This window comes from Thalassomonas sp. M1454 (assembly GCF_007097525.1).
Taxonomy (GTDB): domain Bacteria; phylum Pseudomonadota; class Gammaproteobacteria; order Enterobacterales; family Alteromonadaceae; genus Thalassotalea_A.
This window is the reverse complement of record NZ_VKDD01000001.1, coordinates 235006-261449: the sequence shown is the minus strand read 5'-3', so window position 1 is coordinate 261449 and position 26444 is coordinate 235006. Positions and strand designations below refer to the sequence as shown.

General features: G+C 37.8%; 23 protein-coding genes. 12 read left to right on the top strand and 11 right to left on the bottom strand.

The genetic code is table 11. The features are described from left to right. Positions 1-74 precede the first annotated feature (74 nt). Together FNN08_RS01135 and FNN08_RS01130 are read right to left on the bottom strand one after the other, a co-directional pair. Positions 75-506 carry a GFA family protein gene (locus tag FNN08_RS01135; RefSeq protein ID WP_260679249.1) on the bottom strand — a complete coding sequence of 144 codons (432 nt, stop codon included), beginning with the start codon at positions 504-506 and terminating at the stop codon, positions 75-77. 207 nt (positions 507-713) lie between these two features. Beyond that, positions 714-1445 (bottom strand): glutathione peroxidase, encoded by a 732-nt coding sequence (locus FNN08_RS01130; RefSeq protein ID WP_143582804.1) that lies wholly within the window; start codon positions 1443-1445, stop codon positions 714-716. Between the two features lie 275 nt (positions 1446-1720). Here FNN08_RS01130 and FNN08_RS01125 point away from each other — a divergent pair, with 275 nt between their 5' ends. The 6 genes from FNN08_RS01125 (at position 1721) to kduD (ending at position 10691) form a co-directional block, all read left to right on the top strand. Continuing rightward, positions 1721-5026, top strand: a complete 3306-nt coding sequence (locus FNN08_RS01125) for a DUF1592 domain-containing protein (RefSeq protein WP_185962534.1) — start codon at positions 1721-1723, stop codon at positions 5024-5026. A gap of 10 nt (positions 5027-5036) precedes the next feature. After that, entirely contained in the window at positions 5037-6377 is a 1341-nt protein-coding gene (locus FNN08_RS01120) for a DUF1552 domain-containing protein (protein ID WP_143582802.1), read from the top strand. Between the two features lie 38 nt (positions 6378-6415). Next, positions 6416-6841, top strand: a complete 426-nt coding sequence (locus tag FNN08_RS01115) for a cytochrome b562 (protein ID WP_143582801.1) — start codon at positions 6416-6418, stop codon at positions 6839-6841. A 4-nt stretch (positions 6842-6845) separates the two neighbouring features. Continuing rightward, positions 6846-7421, top strand: coding sequence for a cytochrome b/b6 domain-containing protein (locus FNN08_RS01110; RefSeq protein ID WP_143582800.1), 576 nt, complete (start codon positions 6846-6848; stop codon positions 7419-7421). A gap of 214 nt (positions 7422-7635) precedes the next feature. Next, a complete protein-coding gene (locus tag FNN08_RS01105; protein ID WP_143582799.1) occupies positions 7636-9834 on the top strand; it encodes an OsmC domain/YcaO domain-containing protein in 2199 nt (732 codons plus the stop codon). A gap of 92 nt (positions 9835-9926) precedes the next feature. Next, positions 9927-10691 carry a 2-dehydro-3-deoxy-D-gluconate 5-dehydrogenase KduD gene (gene kduD, locus FNN08_RS01100; protein ID WP_143582798.1) on the top strand — a complete coding sequence of 255 codons (765 nt, stop codon included), beginning with the start codon at positions 9927-9929 and terminating at the stop codon, positions 10689-10691. A gap of 120 nt (positions 10692-10811) precedes the next feature. On the opposite strand, the gene glmS is transcribed toward kduD, so the two are convergent. Continuing rightward, entirely contained in the window at positions 10812-12659 is a 1848-nt protein-coding gene (gene glmS, locus FNN08_RS01095; RefSeq protein WP_143582797.1) for a glutamine--fructose-6-phosphate transaminase (isomerizing), read from the bottom strand. A 13-nt stretch (positions 12660-12672) separates the two neighbouring features. After that, positions 12673-13443 (bottom strand): DeoR/GlpR family DNA-binding transcription regulator, encoded by a 771-nt coding sequence (locus FNN08_RS01090; protein ID WP_143582796.1) that lies wholly within the window; start codon positions 13441-13443, stop codon positions 12673-12675. A 195-nt stretch (positions 13444-13638) separates the two neighbouring features. Here FNN08_RS01090 and hutG point away from each other — a divergent pair, with 195 nt between their 5' ends. Both hutG and FNN08_RS01080 read left to right on the top strand, forming a co-directional pair. After that, positions 13639-14427, top strand: coding sequence for an N-formylglutamate deformylase (gene hutG, locus FNN08_RS01085; RefSeq protein ID WP_143582795.1), 789 nt, complete (start codon positions 13639-13641; stop codon positions 14425-14427). Positions 14428-14480: 53 nt separating this feature from the next. Further along, positions 14481-15854: a formimidoylglutamate deiminase gene (locus FNN08_RS01080; RefSeq protein ID WP_260679248.1), complete on the top strand. Its 1374-nt coding sequence runs from the start codon at positions 14481-14483 to the stop codon at positions 15852-15854. A gap of 66 nt (positions 15855-15920) precedes the next feature. Here the strand turns inward: FNN08_RS01080 and FNN08_RS01075 are convergent, their stop codons facing one another. Beyond that, a complete protein-coding gene (locus FNN08_RS01075; RefSeq protein WP_143582794.1) occupies positions 15921-16277 on the bottom strand; it encodes a hypothetical protein in 357 nt (118 codons plus the stop codon). Positions 16278-16446: 169 nt separating this feature from the next. Here FNN08_RS01075 and ccoG point away from each other — a divergent pair, with 169 nt between their 5' ends. The 3 genes from ccoG to FNN08_RS01060 are packed head-to-tail and all read left to right on the top strand — an operon-like array spanning position 16447 to position 19543. After that, the gene (gene ccoG, locus FNN08_RS01070) at positions 16447-17889 is read left to right on the top strand and encodes a cytochrome c oxidase accessory protein CcoG (RefSeq protein WP_143582793.1); all 1443 of its coding nucleotides are present in this window, start codon (positions 16447-16449) and stop codon (positions 17887-17889) included. Beyond that, positions 17889-18869: a serine/threonine protein kinase gene (locus FNN08_RS01065; protein ID WP_143582792.1), complete on the top strand. Its 981-nt coding sequence runs from the start codon at positions 17889-17891 to the stop codon at positions 18867-18869. The genes ccoG and FNN08_RS01065 overlap by 1 nt, the downstream gene beginning before the upstream one ends. A gap of 38 nt (positions 18870-18907) precedes the next feature. Then, entirely contained in the window at positions 18908-19543 is a 636-nt protein-coding gene (locus FNN08_RS01060; protein ID WP_143582791.1) for a thiol:disulfide interchange protein DsbA/DsbL, read from the top strand. Between the two features lie 63 nt (positions 19544-19606). Here FNN08_RS01060 and FNN08_RS01055 read toward each other — a convergent pair whose 3' ends face one another. The 3 genes from FNN08_RS01055 to FNN08_RS01045 all read right to left on the bottom strand — a co-directional run bounded on the left by FNN08_RS01055 (position 19607) and on the right by FNN08_RS01045 (position 21599). After that, positions 19607-20125, bottom strand: coding sequence for a type II secretion system protein (locus FNN08_RS01055; RefSeq protein ID WP_185962533.1), 519 nt, complete (start codon positions 20123-20125; stop codon positions 19607-19609). A 116-nt stretch (positions 20126-20241) separates the two neighbouring features. Continuing rightward, complete coding sequence (locus FNN08_RS01050; RefSeq protein ID WP_143582789.1) at positions 20242-20913, bottom strand: TVP38/TMEM64 family protein; 672 nt, start codon at positions 20911-20913, stop codon at positions 20242-20244. Positions 20914-20921: 8 nt separating this feature from the next. Further along, positions 20922-21599: a single-stranded DNA-binding protein gene (locus FNN08_RS01045; protein ID WP_143582788.1), complete on the bottom strand. Its 678-nt coding sequence runs from the start codon at positions 21597-21599 to the stop codon at positions 20922-20924. A 201-nt stretch (positions 21600-21800) separates the two neighbouring features. Here FNN08_RS01045 and FNN08_RS01040 point away from each other — a divergent pair, with 201 nt between their 5' ends. Continuing rightward, a complete protein-coding gene (locus tag FNN08_RS01040; RefSeq protein WP_143582787.1) occupies positions 21801-22322 on the top strand; it encodes a hypothetical protein in 522 nt (173 codons plus the stop codon). Between the two features lie 160 nt (positions 22323-22482). Here FNN08_RS01040 and FNN08_RS01035 read toward each other — a convergent pair whose 3' ends face one another. The 3 genes from FNN08_RS01035 to FNN08_RS01025 all read right to left on the bottom strand — a co-directional run bounded on the left by FNN08_RS01035 (position 22483) and on the right by FNN08_RS01025 (position 26440). Continuing rightward, a complete protein-coding gene (locus FNN08_RS01035; RefSeq protein ID WP_143582786.1) occupies positions 22483-24315 on the bottom strand; it encodes a CRTAC1 family protein in 1833 nt (610 codons plus the stop codon). Positions 24316-24389: 74 nt separating this feature from the next. Next, positions 24390-25709: a family 16 glycosylhydrolase gene (locus tag FNN08_RS01030; RefSeq protein WP_143582785.1), complete on the bottom strand. Its 1320-nt coding sequence runs from the start codon at positions 25707-25709 to the stop codon at positions 24390-24392. Positions 25710-25729: 20 nt separating this feature from the next. Beyond that, on the bottom strand, positions 25730-26440 hold the full coding sequence (locus FNN08_RS01025; RefSeq protein WP_143582784.1) for a DUF6445 family protein: 711 nt from the start codon (positions 26438-26440) through the stop codon (positions 25730-25732). Between the last annotated feature and the right edge of the window lie 4 nt (positions 26441-26444).

Genomic DNA, 26444 nt, shown 5'->3' with positions numbered 1-26444 from the left:
ATAAAATTATAATGATTTTTTTGCTAGTGTTTTACTTAATGAAGGCAATGCATTGAAAAATCAATGCAACTGCACTAATCAGTTAATTTGGGCCCAAATGGACCTTGTAAAAATTTAGGCAAGACAGCATCACTAATATGCCAACTTGGTATATCTTCACAAAAGATATTTTGTTTTGGCTTCATCTCAAGTTCACTATCTAAACTACCTGCAGGTAAAATATATGTTTCGCCGGTTTTGGTTAGCCATGGTAAATTTGAGCCGCAGTTTGTACAGAAGCAGGTGGCAAAATACTTTGCTTCTGGGATCTCGTATCGACCTAATAAATCCTGGCCAGAAGTCCAGCTAAATTGGGCCTTAGGTACAAACAGATTAGCTGCAAAGGCACTGCCTGATACTTTTTGGCAGCGTGAGCAGTGACAGTATTGGAACACTTTTAGCGGTGTCACAATTGAATAGGTTACCTGCTTACATAAGCAGCTACCATGCAGTGTTTGTTCAGTCATGATTTTTCTCTTGCTTGCTGTTTCATAGAAATTGAAACGTACTCGATATTTAAATCATAGCATTGTTTTATCACTTAAATCTTTGCAAAAAAAAGCCCCTAACAAATACAGTTAGGGGCAAGGGCTTGGTAAAACAAAACTATGCGCGAGCATTAATCATTATTATCTTATACGGTGAGTAACCAGAATAAGATCAGAGCTTAGGTTTTATTTTTCTAAAAAAGCCGCTAATTCATCAGAACCACCAATATGCTTATTATCAATAAACACTTGTGGAACAGTCTCACGACCAGTAATCGCCTTTAAAGAAGTAAGGGTTGCACCTTTACCTAATTCAATTTCTTCATAAGCATAGCCATTATCAGTTAATAACTCTTTTGCTTTAACACAGAAAGGACAACCTGGCTTAGTGAAAATACTTACTGGCTGTGGTTTTTTCGCCGTTGGGTTAATGTATTCAAGCATAGTGTCGGCATCTGATACTTCAAACGGGTCGCCTGGTACATTTGGTTCAATAAACATTTTTTCTACAACGCCATCTTTAACTAGCATTGAATATCTCCAGCTACGCTTACCAAAACCTAAATCAGCTTTGTCTACAAGCATGCCCATGCCATCTGTAAATTGACCGTTACCATCAGGGATCAAAGTAACATTGTCGCTTTCTTGATCTGCTGCCCAAGCATTCATAACAAACGTGTCATTTACTGATACACAAACGATTTCGTCAACGCCATTTTCTTTAAATGTTTTAGCTAGCTCATTGTAACGAGGTAAATGAGTAGAAGAACACGTTGGTGTAAATGCACCTGGAAGAGAGAATAAAACTACGGTTTTACCTTTAAATAATTCGTCAGTAGTAACGTTAACCCATTCATCGTTTACGCGAGTAGGGAATGTTACGTTTGGGATTGATTGACCTTCTTTATTATCTAGCATGATAGCTCCAAAAAATTAGTTTATTGATTTGGCAGTTGTGTTTGCTGCCTGCTTAAATTTGATGGGTTAAGTATAGGTTGATTTTTAAATTGAATAAAACGATATAAATCGATTGTTGTAATCTGTTTTTTAGATTTAATGGTGTTTGTATGTCTGATTTTAAGTTAATCACCTAAAAACTTTACTAAAAATTTACAAAGCGAGTTCAACATGATAATTGATAACGATGTCAGCGGGTGTTAGGTTATGAGTAATAATATTGCTTTGAGATGTTTATGTTCAAAAAATTTAGCCTGCTCTTTATCTTTGTTGCTTTTAATAGTGCTGCCGATGAAGATAAATTTTTTAAAGAAAAAATAAAGCCACTCTTTAATGAGTATTGTGTTAGTTGTCATGGTCCTGAAGAAATGAAATCGGGCTTACGTGTTGATCAGCTTGATTCCTCATTTAAATCAAAAGATTTATTTCACTGGCAAGAAATACTCGACACTATTGAGTTTGCTGATATGCCCCCTGAGGATGAAGAGCAACTCACTGATGCTGATATTGAAATGGCAGTTGCATGGATCAGTGAAAACTTAGAGTTAGGCTTAATTCGAGATCAAGAAAAAAATGGTTCAATAAGACGTTTAACTAAAGGGCAATATCGACGCACACTCCAAACGTTACTAGAAATAGACAGTGACTTTACTAACATACTTCCAGATGATGCTATTTCTAAAGAAGGCTTTCGTAATAATGGCGACGTACTTGGCTTATCTCCATTACAGTTAGAGTATTATTTTAATATTGCTTCAAAAGCGCTAGATACAGCAATTATCCTCCCAGATGAAAAGCCAACCATTCAGAACTTTAAAGTAAATATCGGTAAAAACATTAACCCTACTCCTTATAATGGCAAGGTAATTTTAGGCTCTCAAAGTGAACTTGTAGAACAAGCTGATTTTGTCGTAGAGCAACTTAATCCAAACAAAAACTTTCCGTATACACCATTTAGAATGCAAGAAAAGTATTTATTTGACGATGGTTATAAGGGTAATGGCCGAGTTGCGGTATTAAAAGAGTTTGACCATTTAGCGCATTCGTTCTTTTTAAGTAATCGTAAATTAAGATTAAGTGGCCCAAATTTTTCTAAGCCAGATCATTGGCGCATTATTAATGACGGTATTGCTTTGCGAGGAAGTACCGAATTAAGCCAAACTAACTCTCACTTTAAAATAGCATTAAGAGAATTACCCGAACAAGGCCGCTTCCGGGTAAAAGTTAATGCCTCAAAACTTAACAATGAAGCATTACTTGTGCAAAACTTGCCGGTAAGTAAACAAGCTGAGCAAGTTAAGAATGCGGCGATTAACAAGATATCAGTGCCTGAATCAGGTTTATATCAATTAGATTTTAATTATAAAAACTACGTTAATAGTGAGATTGTTAATTTTACTCTTAACGATTATGAATATGCTATTAAAGCTAGAGCGACGTTAGCAAATAAAGAGTCATTAGACCGAATAAAAATAGCGGTTAATAAAAATATTACGCGAGTACAAATAGATAAAATAGGTGACAATCAATATCTAGCGCTTCAAGAAGTAAAGTTACTCTCTAAGAAAAAAGATTTATCTAAAAGTGCGAAACTAACGCAATCATCAAATCATAAAGATAATGCTAAAAAATTTGGTGCTAAGCAGTTAATTGTTAAAAATAGAAATCAATACGCACAAACAAAGTCCCAATCAAACCCGTGGATGCAAGTTGAGCTTAGTGGCGCTAAGTTAGTTGACAACATTGAAATCGTTAATAAAAAAGGCAAAGAGAAGAACCTTCTTGGCGCTAAAGTTTCACTATTTAATGGCGATGAATTAGTACAAAGCTTGGTTATTAATCCAAAGTTAGAATCAAAATCTAATTCTTTAGCATTAGTGTATTTAGACGCTGGTGAGCACACGTTAAAGTTTAAACATAAAAATAATATTGTAGTAAATAGTATTTCTTTAAGCCCTGTTTCAGAACCTAAACTACAGCAACGTTATAGCAGCTTTAGTAAACGTAATCCTCATGTTGCGGTACAAATGGGCATTCGCCTTGATCATGGCTCAAGTTTAGCTAGTGTTGGCAATAGCCAAGAAGTGACCGAGACTGATTTTAATGAATACCAATTTGAAGGTGTATTTGAAAACTACTCTCAACCTAACGTTGGCAAAGATAATTTAAATTATTTAGTTGGCGTACGAGAAATAGGTGTAACTAATCAATTAGTTAATGAGTTTGAAACGCCAAGACTATTGATTAAATCGATAGAGTTGGAAGGGCCATTTTATGATCAGTGGCCAGCTAAAACTTATAAAAACATACTCGGTGATTTAACCGAGCAGACATTAAATAAACACTCTGCTAAAAGTGTTATTGAGTCGTTTATGTGGAAAGCGTTTAGGCGACCAGCGACAGAAGCTGAGGTTGATTTAGCCTTAACTGTTTATAGCAATGCTACCTTGCAACATAAAACCCAGATTGACTCAGTTAAAGATGCACTGCTTTTTGTATTAACTTCTCCGCAGTTTTTATTTATCGCTGAAAACAGTCAAAGCCCAGAGATGGAGGCACTAGATCAATATGAGTTGGCCTCTAAGTTATCTTACTTTTTCTGGAATTCTCCTCCCGATCATCAATTACTCGACCTTGCGGTGCAAGGGCAATTACACGCTCAGGTAGAACAGCAAGTTACGCGCATGATTAAGGATGAAAAGTTTACTCATTTTGTTAATGACTTTACCTCTCAGTGGTTACAACTTAATCGTTTTGAGGTGGTAAATTTTGATGCTAAAAATTCGCGTAAAATTAATCAATTTACTCGTCAACAATTAAAGCAAGAGCCAATAGAGTTTATCAATTATTTAATTGCCAATAACTTACCGATAGAGCAATTAATTAATGCAGACTTTACTTTAGCTAATGATACTGTGGCCAAATATTATGGTTATAAAAATAAAAAAGAGTCAGGTTTAAAGTTTATTCCAGTCAAGCACGAAAACCGAGTACGGGCAGGTATTTTAAGCCAGGCGAGTATTCTAGCAGGATTATCTAATGGCCATGAGTCAAACCCAGTTAAGCGTGGAGCATGGTTAGCGGGTAAAATAATTGATGAGACACCACCGCCACCACAACCTAATGTGCCACCTGTTAATGAAGAAGATAAGTCTCTGACTTTGGCGCAAAAGCTAGCTAAGCATAGAGACGCTGATGGTTGTAGAAGTTGTCATAAGAAAATTGACCCGTGGGGCTTAGCATTAGAGCAGTTTGATGCTGTAGGTAATATTAAACCAAACAGCGAACAGGTAACTACACTTCCTGATGGCACTAAGGTTAATAACTTTACTGAATTCAAAGACTATTTGGTTGAAGATAAAGTTGAGCAAATAGCTGTAGGCTTTGCCAAGCATATTGCTAGCTACGCTGTGGGCCGAAGCTTAAAGGTTAGTGAGTTGGCCTATATCGAAAATAACCTTGATGTACTTGCAGATGACAACTATAAGATGCAAGATATTGTGCGGTTTATTGTAACAAGTAATATCTTTATGACTAAGTAATGGAGCTAAAATGACAATTAAAAATATTAGTCGTAGATCATTTCTCAAAAGCAGCATGGGCTTAGCTTTAGCTCTGCCGTGTTTAGAAATCATGGGAGCTAAAGCGGTAGAAAACTCAGCTGCAGCTCGCCGCTTTTGTGCGCTGTATACTGCTAATGGTATGTCATTCCCATTAGCTAAACATAATCTTCCACAGTGGTCCTGGTATCCGCAGCAACTTGGCGCTAATTATGAATTTGGTGAGTCGACTAAACCCTTGGCTCCACACCGTAATGATATTACTTTTTTAGGTGGCCTTGAACATCCTAACGCAGCGAAGTCTGATCCGCATATTTGTTCTGATATGTGGCTTACCGGTGCGCCATTACATGACCCAAGACCTGGAGGCTATAATACAGTCTCTATTGATCAAATCATTGCTCAACATACTAAGCAGTTTTGCCGTGTTCCATCCCTAGTTATGTCTATTGATGCTGGCGTAGGTTATCAAAGCCGCACATCAACACTTTCATACAATATGGCAGGCAATCCGATCCCTGCTGAGAATAACCCAAGACATATTTTTAACCGCTTATTTTTATCAAATGATGATTCTCAGCAACAACAAAGAGAGTTATTGCGTAGTAAAACTAAAGTAGTTGATGCGGTTCTGGAGAATTCGCGTAAATTTAATCAATCTTTAGGACAAGTAGATAAAGCTAAAATGGATTTGTACTTAACCTCGTTAAGTGAAATTGAAGATCGTTTAATTACCTCTGAAAAATGGCTCGATATTCCGCTAAAAAAACAAGATTATTCTAACCTCAACTTTGATTATGATTTAGAGAAAAATCCGGCTGATTTTTATCAAGTAATGTTTGATATTATCGCCTTAGCCTTTGATGCTGATATTACTCGCAGCGTTTCTTTTCTGTTAAATCGAGAAGATGGTATGGGAATTAGTGACACATTCCCACAACGTATTGGTTTGCGAGGTGGTCACCATGGTTTATCGCACGCTAAAGATAAAAATGGGCAATTAAATTTTGCCAAATACGATAAATTCTTAAGTACTCAAGTTGCCTACTTTTTAGATAAGCTTGCTAGTTACAAAGATGGCTCACAACGCTTGCTTGATAATTCAATTGTTATGTATGGTAGCGGTTGTAGTGAAACCCACGTGACAAACAACTTGCCTTTATTATTGGCCGGTGGCGCTAATATGGGGTTACAACATGGCCGACACATACGTGCCGAAAAAGAAGCATTGAGCAACATTTACCTTAGTATTTTAAAATCAATGAAAATCCCAGAAAGTTCGTTTGCCGATAGCCATAAAGCTTTTGAACAAGGCTTGTTCAAATTTTCATAATCATAAGATTCAACAAATAAAAATAATAGGATTTCTCCATGAAACAATTTCTATATGCCTTACCTTTTCTAGCCTTAACGAGTGTTGTAAGTACTCTAACTGTATCAATGCCTGTTAATGCCGCTCAACAGATAGATGAAGACAGTGCGGTATCAAATAACTTTAAAGATGTTGCTCGTACTATGCGTAAGCTGCGCCGTGCTAAGACGAGCAAAGATGTGATAAAAAACCTGGAAAAAATTAAAAAACTTACCGTTAAAAATTCTAAATTACTACCTAGCTTTGCTGCTGAAGGCAGCGAAGAATTAAAAACCTATAAAATTGAAGTAGATAAAATGATTGAAGGCATTGATAGCATGATAGCTCAAGCTAATTCTGGCGAGTTAACTAAAGGTAGTGATGCATTAAAGCAATTAAAAACTCTAAAAGAAGATGGTCATAACTCTTTAGATATAAAGGACTAAAGTTGTGAGCAGTACGCATTTGGGCTGGGACTATGTTGTTCGATTAGGACATTGGTTAGTGGCGCTATTTTTTATTGCCAATGTTTATTTTATTGACCCAGATGGCTTTATCTCTGATTACTTATCATGGTCATTCCTGCCAGAGTTTATTGCTGATGCATCATTACATGAATGGCTTGGTTGGAGCATTTTAGCTATTTTGGTTGTGCGTTTAATTTGGGGCTTTACCTTAGCAAAAGGCCCTAATCAACTTAGCTCTTTTACCCCTAAATTGGCAGATGCAAAACAGCATTTACAGCATATTAAAGCCGGGGTTAAACAACAACAGGTAGGCCATAATAGTTTTGGCGCGCTTGCCGTTTATGTTATGTGGGCAGGGCTTATTTTTATCGCTCTAACCGGTTGGGGTCAAGATACCGACTGGGGTTTTGATAATGATGTTGATCAATGGCATGAATGGGCCGTTGATGCGTTAACATATTTTATTGGTTTGCATATTATTGCTGTTGTAGTTACCTCAATACGAGTTAAACAAAGCCTAATCAGGGCTATGGTTACAGGCAACTTTAAACAGTCATAACAATTTTATTAAGTTGATTTCAATACTCGTCCTTTATAACTATCAATGCAAAAAATAGAGTATTGATAGTTTATTTCAGCAATTTTTATAATTTTTCAAGACTATTTCCTTAAAACAGCCGATAATTAGCAACTATATCGATAGTTGCTCCTTAGCTTTTAAATATAATTAGTGTAAGTCGCATAGATCACAACGTACTACTCAGGAAATAGTAATGGAAATCAAAGTAAATTTTCTCGACAACCTTAGACTCGAAGCTAAGTTTGATGATTTTTCGGTTATCGCCGATCAGCCAATCCGTTACAAAGGTGATGGCTCTGCGCCAAGTCCTTTTGATTATTTCTTAGCATCATCAGCGTTATGTGCTGCCTACTTTGTTAAGGTGTATTGTAATGCTCGAGATATTTCTACCGAAAATATCAGAATTTCACAGAACAATATTGTTGACCCAGAAGATCGTTATAACCAAATTTTTCAAATTCAAGTTGAGCTTCCAGAAAGTATTTCTGATAAAGACCGCACTGGTATCTTACGCTCGATTGACCGTTGTACGGTGAAAAAAGTTGTTCAAACAGGCCCAGAGTTTAAGATTGAAACAGTAGAAAGCCTTGAAGAAGATGCTCAGGCCATGCTGATGGCCCAAACTGAAGATGAGTCTAGCACTTATATTTTAGGTAAAGATTTACCGCTTGAAAAAACCATTGCTAACATGACCGAGATTTTAGCCGATTTAGGCATGAAGATTGAGATTTCATCATGGCGTAATATTGTCCCTAACGTTTGGTCTTTACATATTCGTGATGCAGCTTCTCCTATGTGTTTTACTAATGGTAAAGGTTCAACCAAAGAGAGTGCGCTTTGTTCTGCATTGGGTGAGTTTATTGAACGTCTTAACTGTAATTTCTTTTATAACGATCAATTTTTTGGTGAAGAAATTGCCAACAGTGATTTTGTCCATTACCCAAACGAGAAGTGGTTTGCTATCGATGACAGTGATGAGTTACCAGCAGGTATTTTAGATGATTACTGTTTAGATATTTACAATCCTGATGATGAATTACGTGGCTCAAACCTTATCGATACCAACTCAGGCCGAAGCGACCGCGGTATTTGTGCTATTCCTTACGTGCGTCAATCTGACGGTGAAACGGTTTACTTCCCATCGAACCTAATTGAAAACTTATTCCTAAGTAATGGCATGAGCGCGGGTAATAACTTATTTGAAGCGCAGGTACAGTGTTTATCTGAGATCTTTGAACGCGCAGTTAAAAGACAAATAATCGAACAAGAAATTGTACTACCAGATGTGCCGCAGGCAGTGCTTGAAAAATATCCAAGTATTTTAGCAGGGATTCAAGGCTTAGAAGAACAAGGCTTCCCTGTGGTCGTTAAAGATGCCTCATTAGGTGGCAAGTTCCCGGTTATGTGTGTCACTTTAATGAACCCAAGAACTGGCGGTGTATTTGCCTCATTTGGCGCACATCCAAGTTTTGAAGTAGCACTTGAGCGCAGCTTAACTGAGCTATTGCAAGGTCGCAGCTTTGAAGGCTTAAATGATGTACCTAAACCTACCTTTAACAGCATGGCAGTTACCGAGCCTGAAAATTTTGTTGAACACTTTGTTGATTCTACCGGGGTGATTTCATGGCGTTTCTTCAGTAGTAACCATGACTATGAGTTCTGCGAATGGGACTTTACTGGTACTAACGAAGAAGAAAGTAATGGCTTAATGGCTATTTTAGAAGAGCTAGGTAAAGAAGTTTATATTGCTGTATTTGACCAACTTGGTGCAACTGCTTGTCGTATCCTTGTACCGGATTACTCTGAAGTTTACCCGGTTGAAGATCTTATTTGGGATAACACCAATAAAGCCTTAGATTACCGTGAAGATATCTTAAATATTCAATCACTATCTGATGATGAGTTAGAAAGCTTAGTTGAGCGTTTAGAAGAATCGCAACAAGATAATTATATTGATATCAGAACCTTAATTGGCATTGAGTTTGATGAAAATACGGTATCTGGCCAGCTAACTATTCTTGAGCTTAAAATCCTGATTTACTTAGCACTTGGCGCACTTGAAGAAGCCGCAGAATTGGTAGGAGAATTCTTACAATACAACGATAATACCGTTGAGCGTGGTTTGTTCTATCAAGCCGTGAATGCCGTATTAGAAATTGCTTTAGATGATGAATTAGAGCTTGAACATTACACCCACAGCTTTAACCGTATGTTTGGCGAAGAAAACATGCAAAACGTTATCGGCTCGGTGACGGGTGAAGTGCGCTTCTTTGGCTTAACCCAAACTAATATGCAACTAGAAGGGTTAGATAAGCATTTGAGACTGATTGAAAGTTATAAAAAGCTACATCAGGCGCGCGCTGTTATTGCGGCTAAGTCTAAAGGCGAATAGAGTCCTAAAAGTTAGCAGTTATCTGTTTTAAAGGGAATTGCTAATGCGGTATTAAAGATAACGCGACTATTAGTGCATTTGATTCAAATGATATGGATAAATATATGTTTTCATTAGTTGGAAAAACCGCTTTAGTAACAGGTGCTAGCCGAGGCTTAGGGCAAGCTATTGCAGTTGGTTTTGCATCTGCAGGTGCTGATGTTATTTGCAGTAGCTCATCAATTAATGGCTGTGTTGATACCGTAAAAAAAATTGAGCAATTCGGTGTTAAGGCTACAACCATAGCCGCTGATTTAAATGATGCACAAGATGTGAAATTATTAGCCGAGCAAGCACAAAAATGGCAAGGTAAAGTAGACATTTTAGTGAATAATGCTGGTACCATAAGCCGTTGTCCTGCGGTAGATTTTCCAGAAGATGAGTGGCTTAATGTGATGAATGTAAATGTTAATTCAGCCTTTTTATTATCGCGTCTTATTGGTCGGGGGATGTTGGAACAAGGGAGAGGGAAAATCATAAATATTGCCTCCATGCTCTCATTTTCCGGAGGAATAACCGTGCCAGCATATACTGCGAGTAAGCATGCGCTCGTTGGTATCACCAAAGCATTAGCCAATGAATGGGCAATCGATAATATTCAAGTCAATGCAATAGCTCCTGGTTATTTCAAAACTGACAATACCCAAGCTTTGCAAGATGACCCTGAGCGTAATCAGGCGATTACAGATCGTATCCCAAGTGGTAAATGGGGGGAGCCAGAACAAATATGTGGCGCGGCAGTATTTTTAGCCTCAGATGCCAGTGATTATGTTAATGGCCATGTTTTGGCTGTAGACGGTGGCTGGCTAGCTCGATAGCTTATAACTTAAAATCAATAAATAGCTAGTTAATGAGATTAACAAGTTCTATAAAATGAAAAAGCGACAAACATTACTGTTTGTCGCTTTTTTGTTTAAATAGAGTTTGCGATATAAATATTATTCAACCGTAACTGATTTAGCCAAGTTACGCGGTTGGTCAACGTCGGTACCTTTAATTATAGCTACGTAGTATGAAAGTAATTGCAGCGGTAAGGTATACACGATTGGTGCAATTGAGTCTTCACAGTGTGGCACATTAATTACCTTCATCGAATCGTCTGATTCAAAGTGTGCATCTTTATCGGCAAATACATACATTAAACCACCGCGGGCACGTACTTCTTCAACGTTTGATTTTAACTTTTCAATTAAGTCGTTACGCGGTGCGACAACAATCACTGGCATATCGGCATCGATTAGCGCTAAAGGACCATGTTTTAATTCTCCTGCTGCATATGCTTCGGCGTGAATGTAAGAGATCTCTTTAAGCTTTAAGGCACCTTCCATTGCGATAGGATATTGATCGCCTCGGCCTAAGAATAATGAATGATGCTTGTCAGCAAAATCTACGGCTAACTCTTCGATTTCATCGGCTAAAGTCAATACTTCTTCTAACTTGTTTGGCAAACCCATAAGCGCAGATACTAGCTCTTGTTGCTCTGTATCAGCTAGTGTTTTGTGCTGGCCAATTGCAATAGTCATCATCATTAAACCAACTAATTGCGTGGTGAATGCTTTAGTAGAGGCAACACCAATTTCAGCACCTGCTTTGGTCATAAAGGCTAGGTCTGATTCACGTACAAGTGATGAACCAGGTACGTTACAAATACTTAAACTTGCACGGTAGCCTAGGTCTTTAGCAAGACGAAGGGCAGCTAAGGTATCGGCTGTTTCACCAGATTGTGAAATCGTTACGATTAAAGCATTTTTAGGTACAAATGACTTGCGGTATCTAAATTCACTGGCGATTTCAATATTACAGCTCACCCCGGCGTATTGCTCTAACCAATAACGGGCAACCATACCTGAATGATACGAAGTACCACAGGCAATAATTTGTACGTGCTCGATGTCTTTAAAGATATCATCAGCGCTTAAACCTGTTGCATTAACGCCGAAGGCATCACTAGCAATTTTGCCATTTTCAAAACGACCTTCTAAGGTATTACGAATAGCGGTTGGCTGCTCGTAAGTTTCTTTAAGCATATAATGGCGGTACTCACCTTTATCACCCGCATCATGGCTAACATTAGCCTCAGTTATCTCACGTTCGACGCTGTTGCCGTCTGTATCGAAGATGTTTACTTCAAAACGAGTGATTTCAGCAACATCGCCTTCTTCTAAATAAGAAAATCGACGAGTCACAGGGAGTAATGCCATCATATCGGATGCAAGAAAGTTTTCACCTAAACCATAGCCAATAACTAATGGGCTACCAGAGCGAGCAACAACTACTCGGTCTTTATCGGTTGAGTCCATGATCACTGTGCCGTATGCACCTTCAAATTGCTTAGCAGATTTTTGTACTGCTTCTAATAGTGTATCTGAGGTTTTTAACTCGTGATGAACAAGATGGGCAATAACTTCGGTATCGGTTTCAGAAACAAATACATAGCCTAAGTCTTTTAATTTAACTTTAAGCTCTTGATGGTTTTCAATAATACCGTTATGCACAACAGCTATATTCGTGCCTGAGACATGTGGATGGGCGTTAGTTTCAGAAGGTACGCCATGAGTTGCCCAGCGGGTATGAGCAATACCGGTACCACCTGGAGTTGGCGTTAAAGTTAATGCATCAGCAAGCTCTTGTACTTTGCCTAAACGGCGTACTCGATTTAAATTACTGTCATTATCGATTACCGCAACACCAGAAGAATCATAACCTCGGTATTCTAAACGGCGTAAACCTTCTACTAAGATGTCTGCGACATCACGTTGAGCAACTGCTCCAACTATTCCGCACATATAAAACCTTTTATTAATTTACCTGGGCACAAATCAATTTAATGCCCCTTTTTTGAATATTTGTTTGCATATCTACCGATAATTTATTATCAGTAATTAAAGTATCTATTTGTCCCCAAGGCAATTCTAAATTAGGGATTTTTCTGGAAAATTTATCAGACTCAACTACAACAATCACTTCGCGAGCAACTTCTGACATTACTTGTGAAAGGCCAATTAACTCGTTAAATGTAGTTGTACCGCGATTAATATCAATGCCGTCTGCACCAATAAAAAGTTGGTCAAAATCGTATGAACGTAAAACTAATTCTGCTACCTGACCTTGAAAAGCTTCTGAGTTTGCATCCCAAGTACCACCTGTCATTAATAGGGTTGGTTCGTTTTCTAATTCTTGTAGGCGATTAGCTATGGATAAGGAATTTGTCATGACAACTAAGCCACGTTTTTGGTTTAGCTCTGGGATCATTGCCGCCGTTGTACGACCACTATCAACTATAATGCGGTTATGGTCACGTACATGTCGAGCCGCTTCTTTGGCTATTGCTAACTTTTGTAATGAAACTTTTTCAGTAACTTCGGTATTAACGATTTCTTGCGGTAATGGAATGGCACCGCCATAACGACGAAGTAATAGGCCACTTTTCTCTAACGCAGATAAATCCTTACGAATTGTAACCTCTGATGTTTCAAACTCAATTGCTAATTGATCAACACTTACTTCACCGGCTGCGCTCAATTGGCTAAGAATATTGTGGCGGCGCTGTTGAGTATTTCGTTTTGACATAAGTTTCAGTGTTAAAGTTAAGTTTCGTTTCGAAAGGTTTGTAATTAAACCAAAACTTTTATGGTATTGCAAATATTAACTTTGCCAGTAAGTCGACAAAATGTTAAATTGACGCATAAATTTGTATATACAACTTCTCTCTATAGTGCCCTCTATAGTAAGTACGGGATTATAGTTTTCACTTAAAGGTATTCAATGAGCAACTCTACATATACGTTAATTCAAGGCAAAATTCCGTTATTAATCAGTATGCCGCATAATGGTGAAGCTATCCCTGACGATATTAAAGCAAAAATGACACCTGTTGGTTTATCGGTTCAAGATACAGACTGGTATATGGATAAGCTCTATGCGTTTGCCATTGATCTTGGCGCATATATATTAATGCCTAAATACAGCCGCTATGTTATTGATTTAAACAGAGACCCAACAGGTATTAACTTATACCCTGGTAGTGATACAACTGAACTTTGTCCAACTACTAGCTTTGAATCTAAGCCATTGTATTTACCAGAGCAATCTCCCGATGTTGCTGAAAATGAACGCCGAGTAAAACTTTATTGGCAACCGTATCATCAAGCTATCCAGGCAACATTAGATAAATTACAACAAGAGTTTGGTAAGGCGGTAATGCTAGAGGCACACTCTATTGCTTCAGTAGTGCCTCGCTTTTTTGATGGCCAATTACCAGACTTTAATTTTGGTACTAATAATGGTGTAAGCTGTGATGAGGCTCTTGTTACAGCAATTGAAGCTCTAGATTACTCACCATATAGTCAAGTGACTAATGGACGTTTTAAAGGTGGTTACATCACCCGAGCTTATGCTGATATAGGGCGTAACATCCACACCCTGCAATTAGAGCTATCTCAGCGCACTTATATGAATGAAGATACTTTAGAGTACGCTGATGAAAAAGCTGAGCAGGTAATACCTAAGTTACAAAATTTAGTAAACACTATGGCAGATTTTGCGCAATCATAACGCCATGCACTTAGTCCTAATAAATCGATATTAAATAAAGTAGTAGAGTTAATATGATGAAATTATTTGCAAAAAATATTCTATTAGCCAATGGTTGGCAGCAAGACAAAACCTTGCACATTGATGATGGCGTTATTACTAACATCACTGATGGTCAAGATGCAGATGCCTATGTAGCCAAGGGCAGTGTTATCCCTGGAATGATCAACTGTCATTCGCATGCGTTTCAACGTGGCTTTGCCGGTTTTTCTGAGCAAGGTAGCGCTAGCCAAGATAGCTTTTGGACGTGGCGTAAAATAATGTATCAGTTTCTTGATAATATCTCGGTTGAACAGGCACAAGTTATTGCTCAACAACTTTATATTGAAATGCTACAAGCTGGTTATACCCGAGTAGCTGAGTTTCACTATTTACATCACGATAAAGATGGTGAAAATCATCAATCGCTGGCACAGATGGCAAGTGCTATCTTTCAAGCTGCAAAGCATTCAGGAATAGGCTTAACTATGCTACCTGTTATGTATCGTTTTAGTGGTTTTGGACCTGAGCAACCTAACAGTGGTCAAAAACGTTTTATTAACTCAATAGAGCAGTTTAATCAATTAGTTACTGACTGCTATGAGCTATCTAGCCAACAACAAAATACCAATGTTGGTATTGCTCCGCATTCATTACGTGCTGTAGATAAAGACTCTTTACTATCCGCGGTTAAGCATGTGCGCAGCTTAGATGCAAAAGCGCCTATTCATATTCATATTAGTGAACAGCAAAAAGAAGTTGATGATTGTCTTGCTCATTACGGTAATCGCCCGGTGCAATGGTTGCTAGATAATGCAGACTTAGATGAAAACTGGTGTTTGATTCATGCCACCCATATAGATGAACAAGAAGTAGCAGGTATTATTGCCAGTAAAGCGGTTGCTGGTATTTGCCCTACTACTGAAGCTAATCTAGGTGATGGTATATTCCCAACTACAGAGTTTATGGAGCAAGGCGGTAAGGTGGCAATTGGCTCGGATAGTCACATTAGTGTTTCGGCCATTGAAGAGCTCAGGTTGTTAGAATATGCGCAGCGTTTGATTAAACAACAGCGTGCTATTTTAGCAACTCGTCAAACTGAATCGGTAGGCCAAAATTTATGGCAGCATACTGCTAAAGCTGGTGCTTTAACCACAAATTCAAATACTGGTGAGCTAGAAGTGGGTAAGCAGGCGGACTTACTCGTTTTAGATGAAAGTAAAACTCGCTTATTCGCCAATGATAATCAATTCTTACTCGATAGCGTGATGTTTGCTAGCCAAAGCAGTCCAATCAAAGATGTTATGGTAAATGGTCATTGGGTGGTAAATGATTACAAACATGCACAGCAAGAAGAGGTTGCTGATAAGTTTGCTAAAGTATTGCAACAACTAGGAAAAAACAAATAAAGTTACTCAGTCTAAAGGGCGTTGTTTAGATTTTGACCATGCCCTTTGAAGTAACTTTATAAAAAACTATAAGATTCGATATTGCTCTAAAGTAGAGCATACTTTTTTTACATGCTCTCTTCTTAATCTCTCATTACCTTGCTCAGTTTCACAATAAGTCTTATGAAATTCGCGCAAATTCTCTCTTGATTCGGCTAATTCTTTTACGTAAGCAACTTCAAATTTTGTAAAGTTTTTAAAATCTCTTTGCAGCACCGAAATTAACTTTGATGGTGCAACTTTAGCTTTGGTATCTGAAATGTCAGCAAACTTTGTTTGAGCTTCTTCTTTAGAAGAGTTGAACCAATTGGTTAATTCTTCGTTAGGATAAAAATGCAAATAAACAGCTGCTGCAACAATAATGACGAGTATTTTTTTAAACATGTTTTTTAATAGCCAGTTATTTTGACGTTGATTTGATATTAATGATAACCAATTTAAGCACAAAAAACGGAAAAAGTTACAAAAACTTAATTCAAATCATATTTTTAGTTAAGCTTAGGGTTATAATTAAGCCATAACAATACTCAAATTTGTCATTTAGGGAAAGAACATGGTCGACAATAAACCTAACCCAAAGCATAAGCAGACAATACCGGTTAAGAACATTAAAGTTCATAAACCTAAAAATAGTGGGGTGGAAGAATACAAGCCGCGCGACCAAATTTATGTGCGTAAGGTTAGTGGTTTTTTTCAAAGACTTCGTCGCAAAATGAACTTTGTCTTTCTTGCTGGATTTGCCCTTCTTCCTTGGTTAAATTTTAATGGCCAACAAGCCGTATTATTTGATCTTGGCGAACAACGCTTTAATATCTTTGGTTTAACTTTATGGCCGCAAGATTTAACTTTATTAGCGTGGATTTCAATAATCGCCGCTTTTTTACTTTTCTTTGTTACTACTTTCCTTGGTCGCGTCTGGTGTGGGTATATGTGTCCACAAACGGTTTGGACCTTTATCTTTATTTGGTTTGAAGAAAAATTCGAGGGGACAGCCAACCAGCGTAAACGCCTAGATAAACAGCCGATGGATTTTAATAAATTTTGGCGAAAGGCTGCTAAACATACCTGCTGGCTAATTTTCTCAACCCTAACAGCACTTACTTTTATTGGCTATTTTGTGCCTATGCGCGAGTTAACGGTAGACTTCTTTACCTTTAACGCATCTATAGCCGCAACTGCCTGGATCTTCTTTTTTGCATTTTGTACATATGGCAATGCTGGCTGGATGCGTGAAATCATGTGTTTGCATATGTGTCCATACGCACGTTTTCAATCGGCGATGTTTGACCAAGACACGCTAACGGTTTCTTATGATGCAAATCGTGGTGAAACTAGAGGGCGACGCTCTCGTAAAGCTGATCCTAAAGAGCTCGGCTTAGGCGATTGTATTGATTGTTCACTCTGTGTTGAAGTATGTCCTACCGGTATAGATATCCGTAATGGCCTGCAATATGAGTGTATTAATTGTGGGGCCTGTGTTGATGCTTGTGACGATGTAATGGCTAAAATGGGTTATAGAAAAGGCCTTATCCGTCATACCACTGAAACTGCTTTAAAAGGCAAAACAGTACACATACTTCGCCCTAAGCTGTTTATGTATGCATTTGTCTTAATATTAATGAGCGGCTTTTTTATCACTGACTTAGCTACGCGAGTACCATTACAGCTTGATATTATTCGCGATCGAAATACATTGGCGCGAGAAAATATAGAAGGTATGGTTGAGAATGTTTATACCTTAAAAATATTGAATAAATCTCAACATACAGCAACTTATAAAATCCATGTCGAAGGCTTAAAAGACTATACATGGCAAGGTCAACAGCAGGTTACAGTTAGTGGTGCACAAATATCTACTTTAGCGATTAGTATCGCTGTCGACCCTTATGATTTAGAGACATATATGAATGATATTTCGTTTGTGATTCAGCAGGTAGAGCCAATAGATAACGATGTGATTTTAAAACAACAAAGTGTGTTTTTTAATAAACGCTAATGACTGATTTTAGCTTCGCGAGCCTATCGCCAGAAACGATTATTGATGGTTTAGAAAGCGCTGGATTTTCGGTTGCTAGCGGTTTGCTAGCTTTGAACAGCTACGAAAATCGCGTTTATCAATTCCACGACGATGATAATATAAAGTTTGTTACTAAATTCTATAGGCCAAATCGTTGGAGTCTTGCGCAAATTCAAGAAGAGCATGATTTTGCCATAGAGTTAGAGCAACAAGAACTACCTTTGGTTGCTCCATTAGTTCGAGATGGACAAAGTATCTTCCATCATCAGGGCTTTGATTTTGCAGTTTTTCCCTGCCGAGGAGGCAGAACCTTTGAGGTAGATAACCTTGATCATTTAGAGTGGATGGGACGCTTTATCGGCCGTATCCATGCAGTTGCCAATAAAACGCCATTTATCCACCGCCCTGCAATCAATACTGATGAGTATCTATATCAAGCCCGCGATATATTAGTTAATACGCCTGATATGGTATCTCAGGGCTTACAGCTGCCTTTTTATACTGTGCTTGATCAGGTCATTGAATTATCTGCTGAGCAATATAAGCCACAAAAACAAATTCGTTTACATGGTGATTGCCATGCCGGTAATATCTTATGGACTGATGCTGGACCGCACTTTGTTGACCTTGATGATTGCCGTACTGGCCCTGCCGTTCAAGACCTTTGGATGATGCTCTCAGGTGATCGACAACAACAATTGTTACAATTAGACACCCTGTTAATGGGCTATGAAGAGTTCTTTTCATTTGAACATAGTGAGCTAAGACTGATAGAATCATTGCGTTCGATGAGATTAATTAATTATATGGCGTGGTTAACTAAGCGTTGGCAAGACCCCGCTTTCCCAAGAAATTTTCCTTGGTTCAATACCGAGAAATATTGGGAACAGCAAATATTAATGCTTAAAGAGCAATTTGCAATTTTACAAGAACCCGCGTTAAGCTTAACGCCACAATAAAATATATAGCGTAAAAATTAGTAAGGATTTAAACACTAATGAAAAAATTTATTAGCATGATTTTTGTAGCATTAATGCTACCTCTTGCTGCCAATGCGGCAAAATATGAAGAAGGCAAACATTACACTGTTGTTAATGACACCGTAACGGCTACTCCTGAAGTTCGTGAGTTCTTCTCTTTCTACTGCCCACACTGTTTGAAGTTTGAACCTTTCATGAAAGATTTAGCTAAATCTTTACCTGCTGGCGCGAAATTTGAAAAAAACCACGTAGACTTTTTACGTGCTGCTAGCCCTCAAGTTCAATTTCAAATCACGCAAGCGCTAGTTGTTGCTGAGCAGTTACCGCAAAAAGAACAATTAATTGCGGCAATGTTTGAAGCAATCCAAGTACAACGTTTACCATTAGCAACGATTGCTGACTTACGTAAGCTATTCGAAAAGAATGGTGTTGATGGCGACCAATTTGAAAAATTAATGAAAAGCTTTGGTGTTAATTCTAAAGCCAAGCAAATGAAGAAAATTCAAGACGAAATGAGCCGTAAAGGTGCATTAACAGGCGTACCAACGATTATCGTTAACGGTAAATATAAAGTTGAAGCAAGAAACCTAAGTCGCTCTGATTTCTTAAATGATTATAAAAATGTAGTTTTATACTTACTTACTTTAAAGTAAAAAATACATATTAAACACAAGGCGCTCATTGAGCGCCTTTTTTGTGAAATTTATTCGCATAAATTAGCAGTCATCTGTCCAAAAAGTTATCCCTGTTGGTACCACTGCATCCGGAGTCTCTGGATCATTATCATCATCCCAAGAATGTTTATGGTGGTACTGCACAAAGCAGTTTCCAGGACCGTCACCGATAGTTGGGTGATCGGCAGGGTGAATACGCATATTCATATCGCCATTTGGTGTTAAGGTCCATTTCGAACTATCATCAAGCCCTTCAACAAACATTTTCAAGGTTACTTCATCGGCTTGCATTTCACCATACATAAGCCTTGCACCAGCATAGTTAGGGTTTAATACTGCGGCATCCATATCTTCTTCATTATGCACACCTTTGATTACTGACTTTGAAAAAATAATCTCGTTAGCGCTTAATAATGCGCCCCCCATGGCCTCTATTTTAGCTCGGTTGGCATCTCCACTTAGGTCTATAAATTTAGGTGCTACTGTAGCTGCTAAAATACCTAAAAGGACAATAACTATAACTAATTCTATTAAAGTAAAACCAAAATTTTTATTTCTCACAATCGCATCTCACTAACAGCTAACTCACACATTATTTACATAATAATGCTAAGTTACTTTTTTAGCTGTCAAAGTGTGTGTTGAATTGTTTGTTTTTGTAGCAGCTCTTAGTGTGACTAATGCGCAAGCTGCTGTTTATATTTTCGATAGAGTCGATAACTCATGAGGCTAGCAATAACGCTTAACACTGCACTTGCGCCAATCTGCCAGTAACTCATTAGCTGAATACCACTACCAGCCATTGCAAATATAGCCATTTGCGGAAAGAAGCCTAAATATGAGGCAAATATAAACTTCTTTGCATCAATAGCGCCAACACCAGAACATAAATTCAATAAGAAGTTATTACCAGCTGGAATAAGGCGAATGATGAAGGTTTTTTCAAAGGTGTCTTTTTGCAAGAAGCGGTTGAAGATAACGACTTTGTCTGTAAAGCGTTGTAATACTAAAGGCCTAATAATAAACCGGGCAGTGTAAAAGGTGATGCTACAACCTATTGCTGCGGCAAAAGTGGCAATAAGCGTACCTTGTACTGTGCCAAAGGCGAAACCCGCAGCAAAGGCGGCCGCTTGTCTTGGCATGCCACAACTAGTAGCTAAGGCGATAATAGCGATAAAGTAGCTAATTCCTTTGATGCCACTGCCATGCACAGTGGTTTCAATCCACTCTTTATTGAAATGTTCAAATACACCAGAGAAGTGGAAAATACTGGCAATAAGCCCGCTTATTATTAAAAAAATTAATATAAAACTGAGCTGTGGCCAGTAATTCTTTAAGGTTTTAAACATAAAACAGGCTATGTTTTAGATGGGCAAATAATGACTTTCTTTGCTTCAATAAATTGCTTGTTCTTTTGTGTGCTAACATAACTGACACTGCCTTCAATTAACACGTGTTGGCCAATAGCTGCTTTACTTGCAAAGTATTCGGCACTTTTACCCCAAAGGTGCACTAAACGTTCGATTTTTTGACCTTTGAAGTTTTGATCTGCTTCACTAAATCCTGGTTCGTTAATGGTGACAGTAAACTCAGCTAAGCTAACATTGTTTTCAGTTTTAACGAGCTTTATATCTGATATTAATGTGGCATTACAAATTGCTTGGTTTATACCTTGATGAACACCTTTACCTAAAACCGATAAACACTCTACCTGGATAAAATCTTTACCCGTTCTTTTACTGGTAGCCAATGCGCCATGAAGCATTAGTAATTGGCCTTTTTCGGCAAACAAAAAGTGTTCTTCAACATTGTGACCTTCTAAATGACAATGGTGATAACTTGTCCAATCTTTAAATGAATTGGTCTTTTTATCAAACCATGAATGATTAGTTGCAACAACAAACTCGGCAATTGGCACTACTGGATTTGCTCTGTAGCGGATATCTGGCTTCGCCACTAAGTTGCCTGCCAAAATTATGTGACATTGTTGTTTGCTTTCTTTGGGCTGCGGTACTTGTCGAATTGGATCAGTCATGGTTTATCTAAATAATGATTGTTAGTTAATATAATAGAAAAATTAAGCGCTTATTAAAACCAATAGTTGGAAATATATGCTTAAATTCTTTGTTATTACAAATATCTACACTTAGCTACTGCAAGGCTACAGCATATTAAATTTATCGTCTTAAAATAGTTATTAAGACTAATAAAAGCATTTTTCAACAAGTATTTCCTGATGACCAACTCCAACTTATTTAACTTTATTTTTATCGTGTTAATTAACAGCATGATGCCAGCTTCGGCAATGGCGAAAGAAGCTGGGCCACAAGCATACCAACAACTTATCGACTTTATCGATTGCTCTGAGCATAACCAAGATGAATGTTCTAAGCATTTACCAAATAAAACTGGAAAAGACTCACATTTATTAAAAACAATAGCGCCTCATGTAGTGCTGAGTAATGAGGAGTTAGAGGATTTTGCCCAGCAGAAAGTGCAATTAGATTATTGTTTAGAAAATGAATTTATCGATGAGCAGAAAAAAATCTCAACGCTGAGTTATCTTGGGTTAATTGGCATGGTGCTTGTAGATGATGTAAATAAACTGAGTTACTTAGCAGAGCAAATTGAGGTCTCAGGGAAAGAGTTTTCTATTTCAAATCAAAGCGCTCAGAATAGACAAGCACAATGTAGTTCTTTGCAGAATACAATAAAAACAAAGTGGCGTATCGAAACATTACACTACGATTTTAACTAAGCTAACTAGTGCATGAGAAATGGCCCACCCGGCAGGAGTCGAACCTGCGGCCTCGCCCTCCGGAGGGGCGGAACCACTCCCTTTATCTGTTTTTAAATCATGAACTTATATCAGGTGTTGATAAAAGTGCCTAAAATGTGCCAAATTTGTGACGCGATCTTTAACTATCCACGATTAAAGTTTTGTTGATTTTTATTTCAGAATACTTGCTTGTATGATTGTTAGACCAAGTAATCGTAACACTTTCAACTTTTTCACATAGACCTAAACCAAAGTGTAGATTAAGATCATATGATGTAGCATAACTTGCTCCAGAAGATCCCACTCGCTTTTGTTGCGTATTTCCGCATGCTTCTACCTTAACAAGTGCCCCTAATGTACTTGTATTGTTTTGCATGGTTATTGGTAACGTTACTTTCAAAAAATTATTTTGATTGTCTTGTCTATTTTTAAATAAATGCCACTGTCCGCGTTCATTGCCAGTGATTAAATCTAAACGGCCATCTAGGTCATAATCTATAACTTCACCACTCAGTCCTGATGCACCTAACTCAGGTGAAATAACTCCATGATGTGCAACTTTTAAAAATTGTCGTTTATCAGTTTCAGACAGTTGATTAAGATAAACTAATGCTGAATTTGCTTGGATTAAATTCCCTCGTCGCATTATCACCAAATCACTAAATCCATTATTGTCTATATCAGCAACTATAGCTCCGGTGGAATGGTGGTTGTCAACTAAACCAACATTCGTTGAAATATCGATAAATTTACCATTTTTATTTTCCATTAATAGGTCGGTTAATCCTTCTCTATGAGCACTTTTAGGATAGGATTTTACATTGTGGATAACACCACTAAATGGTGAAAACATATTGCCAGAAATTCGCCATTTCTTATTACCTACATAGCCGATAAATGCGCCTTTTTTGTCGGTGATATTGTCTGGGAAACCGAAAGAGTCGCTGCTGATCAAATTAATGGTTCTACCTGAATGGGTTTCTCCTTGGTAGCTGAGCTTGTAACCGGGTTCGGCAATATAGGGTAGGGTTTCAGGCCAAGGAGCCTGATAATTTTCAATTTTTAAGGTATCTCCAATTTCTAGATCGTCAAAGCGAAAAGCACCTCGTTTAGTATAAAAGCCTAATAACTTCGTTTGCTCGTTATAGAAGGTTTCGCCTTTTTCGAACTCTACACCTCGAGTGAAAATTAAGTCAAAATCACCATCATTGTCATAATCAAGCTCTGCAATGGCCGTAACATTATTTATAGCGAATGGAAGAATGGTTTTAGATACATCTGTAAAAGTAAAATCACCATTACCTTGATAAGCTTTTACCTCACCATGCCCGTAGATGAGAATGTCTGGGTGTGAATCCTGATTAAAGTCGGTTACTAAAGTCTTTTGACCATCGCCATGTACCATAGGGATTGTAGAGCGTAAGGTTAAAAGGCCTTTACCATTGTTTTGGTATATATAATTTTCAGTTTTCTTTACTGATTCTTTAGAATTGCTTGGAAAAGCAAAGTTAAGTAAATCTAGATCGCCGTCGTTGTCTAAATCGACAAATTTAACCGTACGTCCTCGCATTAACGCCAGAGGCTCTTTAAAATCTGGCCAAGCTTTAAATTGACGTTGCTTATCTACGCTGTATATTTTTGCATTTCGAGCATTGCTACCTGAGCCGCCGCCGCGCGAAATAATTATATCGAGTTGACCATCAAAATCTATATCGCCAACCGAAACACCGTGCAGATCCCCCATTAATATATCGTATGGAAAAGCAAACTTACCTTGATTATTCCACATCACTCTTAATCCATAACCATGATCATTAATTAAGATATCGGCAAATCCATCTTGATCTAAATCTGCAATGGTTGGCGCATCCCAACCTTTACGGTTTTTACCGTCCTTGTTAAATATTTTTGGGGCTTGCTCAACAAATAATGTGTTTTCACTAGCTATTTGTTTTGTTTCTGTTGAACTCATACAAGAGGTGCTAATAAATGATAGGCACGTTGCTATAAAAAAAGATTTGTTCTTATTCACTTTAGTATGCCTTGTTAAAGTTCGATTTTATTTTCAACTTGGCTCCAGATAGTAGAGCCATTTGATGATTTAAATGAAGGAGCGAGCACATAGTAATGGCCTTGTGCCAATTCTGAAGATGCTTTAACATCATCCAGATTAAGTACCATATTAATTGAGCCCCCGAACTTATGCTTATCGTCAGCAGCTGAAGTATCTGTGACTGTTTTTAACGTCCTAACGAAACCTTGTTGGTTTTTCTCAATTAACTGCAATGTTAAACCTTTCTTGTTATTTTCCACTACATAATCATTGCTGCCGCCGTGATAATGAACCGTAAGGTTTATTGAGTTATTTTGTTTATTAATCTTTTCCTTATTAAGTTGTTGTTGCTCTATCCAGACTGAGGGCATGGCTTGCCAAACTTTGACATAATCAATTTGCATAGTGGCATCTTCAGGAAACCCTTCTGAAGTTACATTGTTAGGGTTAGGATCTGCTCTTTGGCATTTAGGATTGAACTTAATAAACTGTCTTCTCAGTCCCATAGAAAAAATCACATGCATTGGTCGGTGCCAATATAAATTTTGTTTTGAGCCCACTAATTTTCCATCTACATACCATGAGATTTTATCTTTTCTGTTTTCGACTGCGTAGGTATGAAAATCTAATGAAGGGTCAAAAGGTGCTTCATATTGTAACAACTGCTGTTCTGGGTAGGGCTTAGGGCGACGCCAAAATGTTTTGCCATCTTTACCAACAATTCGGGCGTGTAAATTGTGATCCATCATATTGATTGGATCTGCATCATCAAATTTAGGGCCATGCCAATCGGCTTGTTGCAGCTCAACAATGTCAATTTCACTGTAATCAACAGAGCCAACTACGTTTCGATCGTTAAATGGATGACCATCACTATATAACCAAAATGCAGGGCTAAGGCCAGGGAAAACCTTTACTCCCTTTATCTTCGCTTCATAATAACCATAAACACCATCTGCTTTGGTTTGCACAGCTCCAGATTTATAATACAGCTCTCGGTCTACTTTTTTACCTTGCAAGCAAACATCTCTAAAAGGTCTAGTGTGAGTTTCCTGCGTTGCCATAATATTGAGTTTACCGTCAGCGACAAAAGCATTATCTTTGGCAAATGTCCATGCTCCTACATTTAGTTTTTTAGGTGCATTATCCCATTTACGATTATCAAGGCTTGGTTGATTGAAATCATCAGATCGATTGCCCTTTAGTTGCCAACGTATCTCGCCTTGTTGTGCACTTGCTGGTATATCGGCAAAGGCTGGTATATTTGCTGTGAAAAAGTAAGCAATGGTTACTAAAAAGAGTGGTTTATTCATTCTGTTTTTACCTTTAAAGGCTATTTAAATTCAATAAAAAAGTTGGCGCTTAGGCGGCCAGTTTTTGGGTCGGAGCTAACATCTCGCTGTGGGTTATCTATATACGCGGAGTGTAATAACGTTGCCGGATAAATAACCAATCGATTTGGTTTATATTCTACTTTATGAATCAGCTCATAATGCTCTGTTGATTTAGTAAAATAACGTTGCTGAGGTTCACCATTTTGATTAATAAATTCTTGTGATGTTTTTATATATTGAGCTTTACGCCCAACGCTAATATTTTCATAACCTGTTGGTTTATGTCGATAAAATCCGGTACCTCCAAACTCACCATTATTTAAATAATGAATCATTGCAAAACTAAAAGTATCATTATTGTCAAAATGTGGAATACATTGGAGCAAATCCATTTCATGTTCCTGTTTAGTGATCAAAGAGTAGCTACCATTTTTAGGGTATAAAGTGAGGGCTCTTGGCACACCAAAAATTTTATAAAAGATAGCAGCAGTCTGCTTTAACAGCGACATACCATAATCTTTACCTACAGGTGCTCTTATGCCTGGATAATATTCGCCAACACTATCTTTATCATTGCGATAAGGTAGGGCTATTGCTTCATCAATAGCACCTTGATAGTCGCCCATAAAGTCATCGACTATAAAAATTGGCGTTTGTTCGTTGCCAACTCTTATGGCTTGCTGCTTTAATTTGGGGTTTAATTCAAACATCGAT

Excerpts from the sequence above, each read along its gene's own strand:
- FNN08_RS01030 (WP_143582785.1), bottom strand. The coding sequence starts at position 25,709 with ATGAATAAACCACTCTTTTTAGTAACCATTGCTTACTTTTTCACAGCA.
- FNN08_RS01075 (WP_143582794.1), bottom strand. The coding sequence starts at position 16,277 with ATGTTTAAAAAAATACTCGTCATTATTGTTGCAGCAGCTGTTTATTTG.
- FNN08_RS01090 (WP_143582796.1), bottom strand. The coding sequence starts at position 13,443 with ATGTCAAAACGAAATACTCAACAGCGCCGCCACAATATTCTTAGCCAA.
- FNN08_RS01025 (WP_143582784.1), bottom strand. The coding sequence starts at position 26,440 with ATGTTTGAATTAAACCCCAAATTAAAGCAGCAAGCCATAAGAGTTGGC.
- FNN08_RS01135 (WP_260679249.1), bottom strand. The coding sequence starts at position 506 with ATGACTGAACAAACACTGCATGGTAGCTGCTTATGTAAGCAGGTAACC.
- FNN08_RS01120 (WP_143582802.1), top strand. The coding sequence starts at position 5,037 with ATGACAATTAAAAATATTAGTCGTAGATCATTTCTCAAAAGCAGCATG.
- FNN08_RS01125 (WP_185962534.1), top strand. The coding sequence starts at position 1,721 with ATGTTCAAAAAATTTAGCCTGCTCTTTATCTTTGTTGCTTTTAATAGT.
- ccoG (WP_143582793.1), top strand. The coding sequence starts at position 16,447 with ATGGTCGACAATAAACCTAACCCAAAGCATAAGCAGACAATACCGGTT.
- FNN08_RS01080 (WP_260679248.1), top strand. The coding sequence starts at position 14,481 with ATGATGAAATTATTTGCAAAAAATATTCTATTAGCCAATGGTTGGCAG.
- FNN08_RS01035 (WP_143582786.1), bottom strand. The coding sequence starts at position 24,315 with ATGAGTTCAACAGAAACAAAACAAATAGCTAGTGAAAACACATTATTT.
- hutG (WP_143582795.1), top strand. The coding sequence starts at position 13,639 with ATGAGCAACTCTACATATACGTTAATTCAAGGCAAAATTCCGTTATTA.
- FNN08_RS01065 (WP_143582792.1), top strand. The coding sequence starts at position 17,889 with ATGACTGATTTTAGCTTCGCGAGCCTATCGCCAGAAACGATTATTGAT.
- FNN08_RS01060 (WP_143582791.1), top strand. The coding sequence starts at position 18,908 with ATGAAAAAATTTATTAGCATGATTTTTGTAGCATTAATGCTACCTCTT.
- FNN08_RS01050 (WP_143582789.1), bottom strand. The coding sequence starts at position 20,913 with ATGTTTAAAACCTTAAAGAATTACTGGCCACAGCTCAGTTTTATATTA.
- FNN08_RS01045 (WP_143582788.1), bottom strand. The coding sequence starts at position 21,599 with ATGACTGATCCAATTCGACAAGTACCGCAGCCCAAAGAAAGCAAACAA.
- FNN08_RS01115 (WP_143582801.1), top strand. The coding sequence starts at position 6,416 with ATGAAACAATTTCTATATGCCTTACCTTTTCTAGCCTTAACGAGTGTT.
- kduD (WP_143582798.1), top strand. The coding sequence starts at position 9,927 with ATGGATAAATATATGTTTTCATTAGTTGGAAAAACCGCTTTAGTAACA.
- glmS (WP_143582797.1), bottom strand. The coding sequence starts at position 12,659 with ATGTGCGGAATAGTTGGAGCAGTTGCTCAACGTGATGTCGCAGACATC.
- FNN08_RS01105 (WP_143582799.1), top strand. The coding sequence starts at position 7,636 with ATGGAAATCAAAGTAAATTTTCTCGACAACCTTAGACTCGAAGCTAAG.
- FNN08_RS01130 (WP_143582804.1), bottom strand. The coding sequence starts at position 1,445 with ATGCTAGATAATAAAGAAGGTCAATCAATCCCAAACGTAACATTCCCT.
- FNN08_RS01040 (WP_143582787.1), top strand. The coding sequence starts at position 21,801 with ATGACCAACTCCAACTTATTTAACTTTATTTTTATCGTGTTAATTAAC.